11 protein-coding genes and 1 pseudogene are annotated in these 12,883 nt (G+C 58.0%); 8 read left to right on the top strand and 4 right to left on the bottom strand.

The genetic code is table 11. The annotated features are described in order from the left end of the window. Nucleotides 1–2: 2 nt before the first annotated feature. From ACR3EN_RS19085 to ACR3EN_RS19075, 3 genes are read right to left on the bottom strand one after another with little or no spacing between them, the layout of a single operon-like run. Entirely contained in the window at nucleotides 3–935 is a 933-nt protein-coding gene (locus ACR3EN_RS19085) for a phosphotransferase enzyme family protein (protein ID WP_480820181.1), read from the bottom strand. After that, entirely contained in the window at nucleotides 932–2,197 is a 1,266-nt protein-coding gene (locus ACR3EN_RS19080; protein ID WP_480821330.1) for an aspartate aminotransferase family protein, read from the bottom strand. The genes ACR3EN_RS19085 and ACR3EN_RS19080 overlap by 4 nt, the downstream gene beginning before the upstream one ends. Before the next feature lie 45 nt (nucleotides 2,198–2,242). Beyond that, nucleotides 2,243–3,727, bottom strand: coding sequence for an aldehyde dehydrogenase (locus ACR3EN_RS19075; RefSeq protein ID WP_480820183.1), 1,485 nt, complete (start codon nucleotides 3,725–3,727; stop codon nucleotides 2,243–2,245). A 176-nt stretch (nucleotides 3,728–3,903) separates the two neighbouring features. Between ACR3EN_RS19075 and ACR3EN_RS19070 the strand changes: the two genes are divergently transcribed. From ACR3EN_RS19070 to ACR3EN_RS19035, 8 genes and pseudogenes are all read left to right on the top strand, one after another. Further along, complete coding sequence (locus tag ACR3EN_RS19070; protein WP_480820185.1) at nucleotides 3,904–4,842, top strand: tripartite tricarboxylate transporter substrate-binding protein; 939 nt, start codon at nucleotides 3,904–3,906, stop codon at nucleotides 4,840–4,842. A 59-nt stretch (nucleotides 4,843–4,901) separates the two neighbouring features. Continuing rightward, on the top strand, nucleotides 4,902–5,435 hold the full coding sequence (locus ACR3EN_RS19065; protein ID WP_480820187.1) for a tripartite tricarboxylate transporter TctB family protein: 534 nt from the start codon (nucleotides 4,902–4,904) through the stop codon (nucleotides 5,433–5,435). Continuing rightward, nucleotides 5,435–7,038: pseudogene (locus tag ACR3EN_RS19060) on the top strand (tripartite tricarboxylate transporter permease). Before ACR3EN_RS19065 ends, ACR3EN_RS19060 begins: the two are co-directional and overlap by 1 nt. Then, nucleotides 7,019–8,275 carry a cytochrome P450 gene (locus tag ACR3EN_RS19055; protein WP_480820191.1) on the top strand — a complete coding sequence of 419 codons (1,257 nt, stop codon included), beginning with the start codon at nucleotides 7,019–7,021 and terminating at the stop codon, nucleotides 8,273–8,275. The pseudogene ACR3EN_RS19060 and the gene ACR3EN_RS19055 overlap by 20 nt, the downstream one beginning before the upstream one ends. 7 nt (nucleotides 8,276–8,282) lie before the next feature. Continuing rightward, on the top strand, nucleotides 8,283–9,575 hold the full coding sequence (locus ACR3EN_RS19050; RefSeq protein WP_480870477.1) for a type I glutamate--ammonia ligase: 1,293 nt from the start codon (nucleotides 8,283–8,285) through the stop codon (nucleotides 9,573–9,575). A gap of 1 nt (nucleotide 9,576) precedes the next feature. Then, on the top strand, nucleotides 9,577–10,287 hold the full coding sequence (locus ACR3EN_RS19045; RefSeq protein ID WP_480820195.1) for a type 1 glutamine amidotransferase: 711 nt from the start codon (nucleotides 9,577–9,579) through the stop codon (nucleotides 10,285–10,287). After that, on the top strand, nucleotides 10,288–11,103 hold the full coding sequence (locus tag ACR3EN_RS19040) for an IclR family transcriptional regulator (protein WP_480820197.1): 816 nt from the start codon (nucleotides 10,288–10,290) through the stop codon (nucleotides 11,101–11,103). Further along, nucleotides 11,100–12,452: an aminotransferase class III-fold pyridoxal phosphate-dependent enzyme gene (locus tag ACR3EN_RS19035; protein WP_480820199.1), complete on the top strand. Its 1,353-nt coding sequence runs from the start codon at nucleotides 11,100–11,102 to the stop codon at nucleotides 12,450–12,452. Before ACR3EN_RS19040 ends, ACR3EN_RS19035 begins: the two co-directional genes overlap by 4 nt. Before the next feature lie 4 nt (nucleotides 12,453–12,456). Here the strand turns inward: ACR3EN_RS19035 and ACR3EN_RS19030 are convergent, their stop codons facing one another. Beyond that, the gene (locus tag ACR3EN_RS19030; protein WP_480858557.1) at nucleotides 12,457–12,870 is read right to left on the bottom strand and encodes a MarR family transcriptional regulator; all 414 of its coding nucleotides are present in this window, start codon (nucleotides 12,868–12,870) and stop codon (nucleotides 12,457–12,459) included. Between the last annotated feature and the right edge of the window lie 13 nt (nucleotides 12,871–12,883).

Raw genomic sequence — 12,883 nt, 5'->3', positions numbered from 1 at the left:
CTTCATTCAAGATAGTGGGTCAGAAGTTCCCGGGCGGTTTGTAGAAACCGGGCGTTACGCTCTGATGCGCCGTCCTCGTCCAGCCGCGACGCGATCCATCCAACATAAGAGGTCGCGCGCAAGGCCATGAACAGGTCGAGCTGTTCGGTCTCGATGGGTCGTACAGAACGATACCCATCGAGCAGGGCGTGTTTTAAGTGTTTGAAATCCGGCTCATTTCGGTTTTTGTTAAGCGTTGTCGCCAGGTCAAACAGGCGAAAGCCATAACCGGAATCGTCGAAATCGATCAGCTGTACTCTTTCACCGTCCAACAGTACGTTTTCGCGCACAAGGTCGGCGTGGATCAAGCCATAATCCAGGCTGCCACGAAGCCGCCGCAACTCTTGCTGGGCTTGTTCACGAAACCGCATCAGAAGCGCGCGGTCTTCCGTGCTGATCGTAGGATTTTCCCAAAAGCGACCCCAAAGTGGAGCGTTCCCCAGCAACCCGGCACGATCCCAGGACCAGCGCGTAAACGTTGCTGGCGGTGTCCAGGCATCGCTGATTTTGTGCAGCCGGGCCATCTCCCTGCCAATCGCCCTGAATGTTGCGGCGCGGTTGCATTGTGCCAGTGGCGTGCCTGTCGCGCCCAGCGGTTGACCCGGCAACCAATGCAACAGGTCAACGTGTGTCCCATCGACCTCAACCAGAAACTGGCCCGACTTGGCCGCGACAGGAGAGGGCACCCTGACACCGCCAGCCGCGACTGCGGACATCCATTGGAGTTCCGAGCAAAGCTCAGCCGCTGAGTGAAGACCCCTGCGGTGTAGGCGCAACGCGTAGGTCCCTTTTTCCGACCGCACGCGAAAGACGTGGTTTTCCCGAGCAGCGAACAGTGACCACTCGGCCTCTTCCAGTCCCCATTGGGCCAACGCCTGCTTCACGATCGTCTTCATTGTATCAGCGGCGTTTCAGCCAGAACATCGTCCAGCGTATCAAAAAGAAGGTCTGCATTTTCGATTGAAAACGGCATGGGTGGCCGGATTTTCAGCGTGTTCTTATGTCTGCCCAGCTTGGAAAGGATAATGCCGCGATGGCGCATGGCATTGATCACGCGGTCCGTGAACGCACTGGCCGGAGCTTTGCTGTCACGGTCCAGGACCATTTCGGCACCAAAAATAAGGCCGGACCCTCTGACATCGCCGATGAAATCGTATTTCTGCTGCAGAAGAATCAGCCGGGACCTCGCGTGGTCCCCGACGGTTTTGGCATGGGCAATCAGGTCGCGTTCCTCGATTTCCTGAAGGACTGCCATTGCGGCGGCACATGATACCGGGTTGCCGCCGAACGTGTTGAAATACCGATAGCCTTTGCGAAACGTGGCAAGAATTTCACTACGGGTAACCACCCCGCCCACCGGATGGCCATTGGCCATGGGCTTCCCCATGGTGACAACATCCGGGACCACACCCATTTTCTGATGTGCCCACATATGAGTGCCGGTGCGCCCAAAGCCCGACTGAACCTCGTCGCAGATCAAAAGCCCGCCGGCCCTTCGAACAACCTCGGCAGCGGGCTTCAACCACCCGTCGGGATGATCCGGAAAGCCCTCGTTCAGGAAATAGGGACAAATGACAAGGGCAGCAAAGCCCACGCCGGTTCTTTCATGCTCGGCTATCTGTTCGGCCACGGCGTCTGCGAAAATCGCACCGTAAGGATCAGGGGTTCGATAGCTGTCCGGTGCATCAACGAACCTGAAATATTGATCCATCCCGAACCCGACCGTTGGCAGATTGGAATTGCCAAGCTGGCTGACCAGCGCGGTATTGCCATGATATGTGGCATCGGTGGCAATGATGCCGCGTTTGCCGGTCATGCCTTCGGCCATGCGCAGGGCGATGTCATTCGCCTCGGACCCGGTGCAGGTCAGGATTGCCGAGTCAAGCGGCGCATCCATAGTGCCAGTCAGTTTTTCGAGGTAATCAAGAATGCCTTCATGCAGATACCGCGTGTGGGTGTTCAGGGTCGATGCCTGACGACAGATCGCATCGACCACGCGGGGATTGCAGTGACCGACATGCGGCACGTTGTTGTAGCAATCCAGATATTTGCGGCCATCCGCATCCCACAGCCAAACACCTTCGCCTTTTACGAAATGGACAGGTTCATCGTAAAAGGTTGAAACGTTCGGACCCAGCAATCTGGCCCGGCGCTCCATAAGTTCTGCTGACTTTGTGGGACGTGTCACTCAGGTGTCCTTGGCTCAGAGTTTTATCCAGGCGGTTTTCAGGTCCAGATATTTGTCAAACGCGTGCAGCGACTTGTCGTGCCCGTTTCCGGATTGTTTTACCCCGCCCAACGGTACCGTGATGTCCGCGCCTCCATAAGTGTTTACATGCACCACGCCGGCCTGAATTTTTGCGATCATTCGATGTGCCCGCGATAGATCAGCGGTCCAAAGGCCTGCCGCCAGACCGAACTGTGTTGCATTGGCGAGGGCGATGGCTTCTTCCTCGGTCTCAAAGGATTGCACGGTCAGAACCGGGCCAAATACCTCTTCGCAGACGACGCGATCATGGGGCTGCACGCCGGTGATGATCGTTGGCGCCATATAGGTGCCGCCTGTTTCCTGCAGTATGCGCGTCCCGCCCGTGGCGATGGTGCGACCGGCAGAACGGGCCTCTTCAACAAACGCCAGGTTTTGCGCCAGTTGCGTTTCCGAGTTCACGGCACCGGCTTGTGTGTTCGGGTCCAAAGGGTCGCCGACCCGCATGGCCTCGGCTTTTCCGACCAGCATCTCGACGAACGTGTCGTGAATGTCGCGCTGTACCAGCAGCCGCGATCCGGCAACGCAAACCTGCCCGGAATTGCGGAATATCCCGGCGGCCGAAACTCTTGCGGCTTCGGCCAGATCAGGTGCGTCCGCAAAGACGATGTTTGGCGATTTGCCTCCAAGCTCCAGATAAACGCGTTTGAGGTTCGACCGCGCCGAGGCCTCCATCAGCCGCCGTCCCGTCGCGCCCGATCCGGTGAACACCAGAACGTCAACCTCATGAGATTCTGCGATTTCCGCGCCGACAACTGCGCCTTCGCCTGTCACGACATTGAAAACACCGGGGGGCAGCCCTGCCTCGACGGCAAGTTCGGCAAGGCGGATCAGTGTTAATGAGGCCGTTTCTGCAGGCTTCAAAACCACCGTGCAGCCAGCCGCGAGCGCTGGTCCCAGTTTCCAGCTGCCGATCATCAAGGGAAAGTTCCACGGCACGATTGCGCCGACAACACCGACCGGCTGTTTATGAACCAGTCCCAGAGCATCCGGGGCAGTGGGGGCAATCTCACCATAAATCTTGTCGATCGCTTCGGCAAAATAGCGGATCGTTCCAGCGGCGCTGAGCGGTTCAGCCTTCAAGGCCATTCCGATCTCAGTGCCATTGTCCCTTACACCCAGAACCGCCAGTTCTTCAGCGTTTTCCTCGATGAGGTCCACCCATTTCAGCAGTATTTTCTTGCGGGAAGAAGGCGCCAGCCCAGACCAACGCCCATCATCAAAAGCGCGTCGCGCGGAACGGATAGCCCGCCGCGCGTCGTCTTGTGTGCCTTTGGGTATTGTTGTCAGGGTCGATCCGTCAATCGGCGAGATCACATCCAACGTTCCGCCGTCGGATGCCTGATAAGAGCTGCCTTCGATCAGATGGCTTGCGGGGGGGATGGCGCGGGATCGAAGGTGGCTAATTCTCGCAATATCCAAGTCAGGCCTCACAGGTTTATATAATGAACCAAAAGTGTCAAAAAAATTGTCAGGCTTTAAAGCTGCATTTGTCAATAATGATTTTTTTGTTGACAGGTGAAGAATCTAATTCAGAATAATTGCTACTAAAGGTTCAAATAATAAACCAATTTAGCGACGCGTCGCAGGGAGATGATATGTCCAACACAGCCAAGGCCGCATTGGCCGCACTTGCTATTGGTCTGGCCGGTTCGGCCCTGGCCGAGTACCCCGAAAAACCTGTCAGCTTTATCGTTCCTTGGCCTCCGGGCGATTTGGAGGACGTGCTGACGCGGATGATTGCCGAAGACTTTCAGGCAGAGTACGGCGTGCCAGCGGCTGTGGTGAACAAGCCCGGTGGCGGCGGTGGCCCATTTCCCGGCGCGGTCGAAGTGGCAACAGCCCCGGCGGACGGTTACACCATCGGATCTTTTGTTCCGGCAGTGTCCCTGATCGGACATGAGATCGACATCCCCGAACTGACGCCCGAAAAATTCGACCCTGTCGGCATCTTTCTGACCTATCCGTTTGTGATCGCGACCTCGGGCAATGCGCCCTATTCCTCGATGCAGGAACTGGCCGACCACGCCAAGGAAAACGAGGTTTTCCTCGGGCATTTCGGCGATGTTCTGACACCTACGCAGGTTACCAAAGCCCTATCTTCGACCATGGGTTTCGAATGGGGTGGGGACGCCGCGTTTGACGCACTGGATTGCAACACGCTGGCCTCTGGCGATGCGGATGTGATCAACACCACGCTGCAACTTATCCTGCCCTGTCTCGACGACGTTAAGGTTCTGGTCTCGATCACGGGCGAACGGATCAGTAAGGTTCCGGACACGCCCGCCATTGGCGAAGTTGAGCCGAGCCTTGATATATCGCTGTGGAACGGTCTGTTCGTAACCAAGGACACTCCGGCTGACGTGCGCGAAAAGATCGCCGCCGTTGCCGAGAAGACGGTCAACAGTGAGCGCGCGCAGCAACTGGCTGAAGAAACGGGTGCGTTGGTCTATTGGCTGAATGCCGATGAAAGCGCGGCCGTGATCGCCGAAGACAAGGCAACGCTGGGCACCATCTCAGACGCATTGGGCCAATAAGAGCGATCTTGTGAGGGGGCGGAAATGCGTCCCCTCAACTCTGCCAGGGACCGGGTCGAATGGACAATTCCGAGCTTTTACAAATCAAGACAAAGACCTCTGGCCAGGTTGTGTTTGTCATTGCGGGTCTGGTTGTGACGTTGGTTCTGTTGTCGCAGTTGGGCAACCAGACGGAATGGACTGAAAAGGCGCGTAACATAGGCAGCCAACCGCGTTTGTGGCCGGCGATTGCCCTCATCACGATGCTGTCGGGATTTGCGGTGCATTTTCGGTTGATGCGCCGCAGAAAACCCAACGCGCTGGATTGGGTCGAAGCGCGCCGTTGGGCAGAGCCTTTGGAGTATCTCGTTTGGTTTCTGGTCTATGTCGCTGCAGTTCCGCGCCTTGGTTTCATGCCCATGAGCATCGTTTTTGCCTGCGCTCTGACCTATCGCCTCGGCTATAGATCACGTTTGGCAATCGCAATCGCTGCTGTGTTCGCGATTGCGATGGTCGCGCTGTTCAAGGGATTTCTGGGTGTGAGCATTCCGGGCGCGCAAATCTATGAATTCCTGCCCGAGTCGATCCGAACATTCTTTTTGGTGTACCTCTGATGGATCTGATCTTCTCGGCGATTGACGTTCTGGCGCGCTGGGACGTGATGCTGGCCCTGCTGGTCGGCGCTGTCGGCGGCGTGGCCATCGGTGCCATTCCCGGGGTTGGACCAGCGGTTGCGATTGCCATCCTGCTGCCTGCGACATTCTCGATGGACCCGATTGTTGGGCTGACGCTGTTGTTGGGTATTTACGGATCGTCCATGTATGGCGGGTCCATTCCCGCGATCCTGATCAACACGCCTGGCACAGCTGTGAATGCGCTGACCACCTATGACGGTTTTCCGATGACCCTGCGGGGCGAGGGCCGCCGGGCACTGTCACTGGCCTATTCGGCCAGCTTTCTGGGCGGGTTGTTCTCGGTCATATGCCTGATCTTCCTGTCCCCAGTGCTGGCCAAAATCGCGCCCATGTTCGGCTCGCGAGAGATCTTTCTGGCCGCCCTGTTGGGTCTTATTCTGGTCGTTGTCGCCCACAAGGGTCAGATGGCGATAGCGGCGGCGCTTGCGGGGTTCGGTATTCTGATCGGCACAATTGGTCTGGAACCCGCCGCCTATACCCGTCGCTTCACCTTCGGCCAAAGCTGGTTGGCGGGCGGTCTTGACCTGATCGTCGTGGTTCTTGGCCTGTTCGCGCTGTCGCAGGCGTTTTGCTGCTGACGATGGATGATGAGAAGATCCGGCTGCCCCGGTCACGCGGTTCGCTGTTTCAGGGCTTCCGCGAACTGGCCCGCCACCCGCGTGTGGCGGCCATCTCGGCCAGTTTCGGGGTGGTCATGGGCATGATCCCGGGTGTCGGAGAGTTCACGGCCCAGTTCATGTCTTACACTTCGGCCCGTAAATTGTCGAAGAACCCCAAAGCGTTCGGCCATGGCTCGTCCGAGGGGCTGATCGCGTCCGAGACCGCCAACAACGCAGTTCCCGCAGCGGCGATGATCCCCTTGCTTGCGCTCGGTATACCGGGTGAGGCGCTGACGGCGATGATGCTGTCGGTGTTCTATGTCCATAACGTCGTGCCGGGGCCGGGACTGTTCCAGAACGACATGGATTTCGTTGTCGCGCTTTACATTGCGCTGCTAGTCCTGAACGTGATCGTGGTCGGCTTCCTGCTGGTTTCAACCGGCTGGCTGGTGCATCTGACGCGCATTCCAAACCGCTTTCTGGGCATGTGCATCCTGTTGCTCAGCTTTGTTGGGGTCTATTCGATCCGCAACTCGACCATGGACTGCATCATCGCAGCGGTCTTCGGGCTGCTGGGGTTTGTCCTGAAACGCCTGAACATGCCCATTGTACCGATCATTCTTGGCATGGTTCTGGGCGGCATCATGGAGGTCAAATTGCGTGCCTCCCTCGCGCGGGTCAAAACGCCGTTGGACTTTATCGACCGCCCCATCGCCTTTCTGCTGTTCTGCGTCATCGTGATCATCCTTTTTTCGACGATTTGGCGCGTCTGGCGGGAATGGCGACCGGTGGATCGCCGGTCAATGCAGAAGAAGGCATCCAACACATTTGCAAAACGGATTTCAGATCGCTCGCACCGGCATTTCGAAAACCGCAAGAAACAACAAAGACGGAGGCGCTTTTATGACCATGTGGGTTCCTGAAGACGACGGGTTTGCCGACCTCGGCTCGCATGACAGCTTTGCCAACGGCGCGCCGTACAACACCTTTGCGCGGCTGCGGCGCGAGAATCCGTGCCACTGGTCCGAGTTCGAAGGCGGCAAGGGGTATTGGTCGATCACGCGCCACGCGGATATCGACAAGATGGTGCGCGATACCGAAACGTTTTCCTCCGCGCGCGGTATCCGGATGGAGGATCAAACCTACGAAGAATACATGGCCCGCCGCACCTTTCAGGAAACGGATGGGGCCGAGCATCGCAAGGTGCGGATGAAGGTGGCCAAGGCGTTCTCACCCAAGGTGGTCGCTGGGTTCGAGGATCAGATTCGCGACCTGTGCGGCCCCATTCTGGATCGCGCTTTGGAAAAGGGCACATTCGACACCACACGCGATATTGCGCGGGAATTGCCGATGCGGATGCTGGGCCAAATTCTGGGCGTTCCCGATGAAGACCTGCCCTGGCTGGTCGACAAAGGGGATGCGCTGATGGCGAATTCGGACCCCGATTTCACCGACCACGTCGTCGACAAGATGCAGACGGATGAATTCCGCCTGATGCCGTTCAACTCACCCGCCGGGGCCGAGTTGTACGAGTATTCCCGCACGCTGATGGACAAGAAGAACGCCAGCGGAGACACCAGCGGCATTCTGCATCTGATCCTGCAGCCTGATGAAAATGGCGAGACGATATCGGAGACCGAATTTCGCAATTTCTTTTGCCTGCTGGTGGCGGCGGGCAACGATACGACGCGCTATTCCATCGCTGCAGGCATTCAGGCCATCGCGCGGCAGGGCGGCCTGCTGGAAGAGATGCAATCGGGCGAGGTCTGGGGCACCGCCGCAGATGAGATTGTCCGCTGGGCTTCACCCGCGACCTATTTCCGCCGGACCGCGATGAAAGATGTCGAAGTTCATGGTCAGCAGATCAAGGAAGGCGACAAGGTGCTGTATTGGTTCATTTCGGCCAACCGGGATGAGGATATGTTTGACGACCCGTATCGCCTGGACCTGTCGCGCAAGCCCAATCGTCAGCTGGGATGGGGGCAAGGCGGGCCGCATGTCTGCCTGGGCATGCATCTGGCCCGGCTCGAGGTGCGGGTGCTGTTTCAGGAACTGGTCAAACGGATCAAATCCATCGAACCCGACGGCCCCGAGGCGTTTGTTCGGTCCAACTTTGTAAACGGCATCAAACGGATGCCTGTTCGCGTCACTCTGCAATAGGTTCTCAATGTCCAACCGTTTACGCGCCCTGTTCATCGACCACCTCTCGATCCCGCGCGGCAAATACATGCCTGCCAGCAAGATCGCCGACGCCTCGACCCGGTTTGCGCGCGCGACCTTCGGGGTACACTACGACCGCGATCTTCTGCTGGACGCGCCGCACGCCAAAGTGCGCGAGGGCGCGCCGGACATGGAGCTGCGCTGGCGGGGCGATGATGTCCGCAAAGGGTGGGAACCCAACACCTCGGTCGTGCTGGGCGATCTGTTTGACGCCGACGGCGCGCCGTTGTCCTTGTGCCCACGCGGGGCATTGAAACGGGCGGTGGCCGATTGGGAAAAGCACGGGCTGAAACCAATGCTGGGGATCGAGCTTGAGGCCTATGCCCTGCAAGGGGGCGAGGATGGCCGTTTACGCCCCTATGATGCGCCGGGCGGAGGCGTCTATGGCACTGGCCCCTTCGCCGATCCGATGCGGATCAATGATGTGATCTGGAACAAGGCGCTGGAAATGGGCTTTCGGCTGGATCTGATTACCGCCGAATATGACAGCCCCCAGTTCGAATACACGCTGACCTTCGATGACGCGCTGACAGCCGTCGATGATATCGTGCTGTTCCGCCTCATGGCGCGTGAGATTGCGCTGGATCACGGGATCGTTCTGACCTTCCTGCCCAAACCTCTGTCCGAATTGGGCGGATCGGGTATGCATATCAACTTTTCCTTTCAAGATGCCGAGGGCAGGAACGCGCTAGCCACAGGTGAGGTCGGCGGCCCCGATCATCTGAACGACCTGTCGCGCGGCTGCCTTGCCGGTCTGGTGCATCACCACGAAGGGCTGGCCGGTCTGATCGCGCCAACGGCGGGGTCCTATCGCCGCCTGCAACCGGCGTCCCTGTCGGGCTATTGGAAGAACTGGGGCGGGGATCATCGCGGCGTGACCACTCGCGTCTCGGGCGAAGGCGGCGCGAAGGCCCGTCTGGAACATCGTATGGCGGACGCCAGCGCCAACCCCTACACCGCCTGCGCTGCGGTTCTGCAGGCCGCGCGGTTGGGGTACGAGGCCCAGATGACCCTACTACCGATCGAAACCGGCGACGGATTTGACAAAGTAGATGCCCGCACCGGCACCGCAGCCAATCTGCGCAAGGCCATTCAGGACCTGCAGGCAGATACGGCGCTGGTGGATGCGGTCGGGCGCGAACTGGTCGAAAATCACGCCTTCATGAAAGAGCGCGAATTCCGTAAGACCCGCGAATTGGAGCCTGATGCTCTGCTCGATTTCTATGTGTGGTTTGTCTGATATGCGACTTGCGACCCTTGTCACCAACACCGATGACAGCACCTTTGCCAAAGCGCGCCCGCTAGATGACGAAAAATTCGCCACTCTGATTGCGGAAGTCCGCCCAGATTGGGAGGTTGAGGCGTTTTGGGTCTGCAAGGGAGAATTCCCCGATGATCTTTCGGGATTTGACGGGGTTATGATCACAGGAAGCCCGGCCTCGGTCACCGAGAATGCGCCGTGGATGCAGCAGCTTGAGGTGCTTGTCAAAGACCTGATCAACCGAAAGATACAAATCTTTGGCGCCTGTTTCGGCCATCAGATCATCGCAAAATCCCTGGGCGCTCCGATTATCCGAAATCCGCAAGGCTGGGCGCATGGGCGGATCGAAACCAAACGCGTGGCCTCTGCTCCTTGGTCGGGATGCGGGAATGGATGGCACCTATACGGATCGCATATCGAGCAAGTGGGGGCTTTGCCCGAGGGCGCGCAGCGGCTGTTCGAAAGCCCGGGCTGCCCCATCGCCGGCTATACCATTGGCAATGACGTATTCACCGTTCAGCACCACCCGGAAATGACTCAAGGGTTTATCACTGATCTTGTCGACGAATATGCCGATTACGTCGGTGAAGAGGTCACCCGCATGGCGCGTTTGTCACTAGAGGCAGGTCCGGCGGATCGTGCTGCGTTTGCCAATGAAATCGCTGCCTTCTTCGAGCATGGAGGCCGCTAGATGGGAACGATTACAAAAGCCTTGGATCTGCTCTCGCTTTTCGCCCGTGACCGGTCAGAAATCGGGTTGGGAGAGTTTGTTCGCCTCACGGGCCGGGACAAGGCCACTGTGCATCGCCACCTGACCGAGCTTGCCGAAAACGGGTTTCTTGAACAACACCCGGAAACGCGCGCGTATCGGCTTGGGCCGGCGCTGCTCAGGCTGTCTGCCCTGCGCGAAACGCTGTTTCCGGTGCGCAGGCTCTTGCAGCCGATCGTGTTGGAACTGTCCGAAGCCGTAGGTGAATTGGCCCATGCCAGTCTGTTGCAGGGCGATGCAATGTCTCCGGTGGTCCACGCCGACCCAAGTCTTCACGGCATTCAGGTGAATTTTGACATCGCCGAGATGCTGCCCTTGCACGCCACGTCATCCGGCATCGCGGCCTTGGCCTTCTGCCCTGAGGATTGGCAAACGCGGATCATGAGCAGACCGCTGTCAAAATACACCGATCAGACAATTTCGGATCCGGCGGCTTTGAAGCAAAAACTCGACGCTGTCCGCCGGCTTGGGGTGGCCACCGTGTCGGGTGGCTTTGACGAGGGCGTAACCTCGGTTGGTGTGCCTGTGTTCGGAGAGGGGGGGCGTGTTCTGGGCTCATTGGCCGTTGCCGTTCCAAGCGTGCGCGCCAAGCCGGAAAAACTGCGCGACATAGCCCTGATGCTTTTGAAAGAAGCAAAGCGTGCCTCGACGGCCCTGGGTGGCACGTTCCCCCGCGACTTCGACGACTTGCCGCTGCAATGGGGCGATGAAACCACGACTCAACAGGTGATCTCATGAAGGACAGCAATTTCCTTAAAGAAAACAATGCACGCCACCTGTGGCATCCGATGACTCATCCTGCCGACAGCCTTGCGAACCCGCCCGAGATCATTGTCGGCGGCGAAGGTGTTTGTATCACCGATGTGGATGGTCGAACCGTTGTGGACGGGGTAGGCGGCCTTTGGAACGTAAATCTGGGCTACTCGTGCCAGCCAGTGAAAGACGCGATTTCGCAACAGCTGGACCGGTTGCCATACTACTCAATTTTCCGCGGAACGACCAATGATCTGGTGATCGAGCTTAGCTGGATGCTGCGTGAGTTCTTTGAACCCGACGGGCTGTCGCGCGCGTTTTTTACATCCGGTGGCTCGGACGGTGTTGAAATCGCTCTGCGGCTCGCGCGGCAATACCATAAAGTACGCGGCGAAGCTGGTCGGGTGAAATTCCTGAGCCTCAAGAAAGGTTACCATGGAACGCATACTCTGGGTGCATCGGTAAACGGAAACCCAAATTTCCGGACGCAATACGAACCGCTGATGCCCGGCTGCCATCACATACCTTCGCCATACACCTATCGGAATCCGTTTGGGGAAACCGATCCAGAGAAGCTGGCGCAGTTGTGCCTTGCGACGCTGGAGGACGAGATAAAGTTCCAGGACCCCTCGACCATTGCAGCAATGATAATGGAACCGGTTCTTGGGGCAGGTGGTGTGATCCCCCCGCACGAAAGCTTCATGCCGGGAGTTCGTGAGATTTGTTCAAAACACGGAATTCTGCTGATCGCTGATGAAGTCATTACAGCCTATGGCCGGACAGGCGCGTGGAGCGGTTCGCGCCGTTTTGGGGTAAAGCCTGATATGGCCGTGACGGCCAAGGCCATCACAAACGGGTACTTCCCGTTCGGCGCGGTGATGATCAGTGATGCCGTCTCGGACGTGTTCGAAAATGACACCTCGGGCAAGGCCGCAATCGGGTCGGGTTATACCTATTCCGGGCATCCGGTTGGCGCGGCTGCCGCAATTGCGTGTTTGAAGGAAACGGAACGCCTGAACGTCAAGGACAACGCCGCAGCGCGGGGTGAGCAACTGTATTCTGGCCTTAAGAAGTTGGGCGAGAAATACGATGTGGTTGGCGATGTGCGCGGCGGATATGGTCTGATGTGCGCGTTAGAGCTGGTATCTGACCGTGATACCAAGGCGCCGATCGACAAAGCGACAATCGGCAAGGTGCAGAAAACGGCTTATGATGCCGGTGCCATGGTGCGCGTGTCGGGAAATAACATCATACTCTCTCCGCCGCTGGTGTTGAGCGAAGAGGATGTGAACACGCTTCTCATGTCATTGGACAAAGGCTTGGAAACGGCGTGAACCGCTAAGTGCCCTGATTTGGATCATCGAGACCCAAGGCAAGTTTTTGCAGCAAGGCGACGAGGGTGTCGTGGTCTTCGTCGCCCAGGATATTGCGGTAATACGCTGCGATTTCTGATGCCTCATCCAAATGGTCATCGATGATTGCCTGACCCGCGGCCGTTATTGCGATATGCTGACGGCGACGGTCATTTGGGTCGACCTCGCGGGAAACAAGGCCAGAATTTTCCATGGATTGAATGATCCGACTCAGGCTGGGCGACATAAGTGCTGCGCGCGTTGCCAGCATGCCCGTGTCTGTCTTCCCATTCTCACTTAGGACACGCAAAACACGCCACTGCTGTTCCGTAATTCCGGCTTTCTGCAGCATTTTGCGGATTGGTGCCATTACGGCTTCGCGCGCACGGATAAGAGACACCGGAAGCGATTGC

The organism is Ruegeria sp. G7, from assembly GCF_056535465.1.
This window is presented reverse-complemented; position numbering and strand designations above follow the sequence as displayed.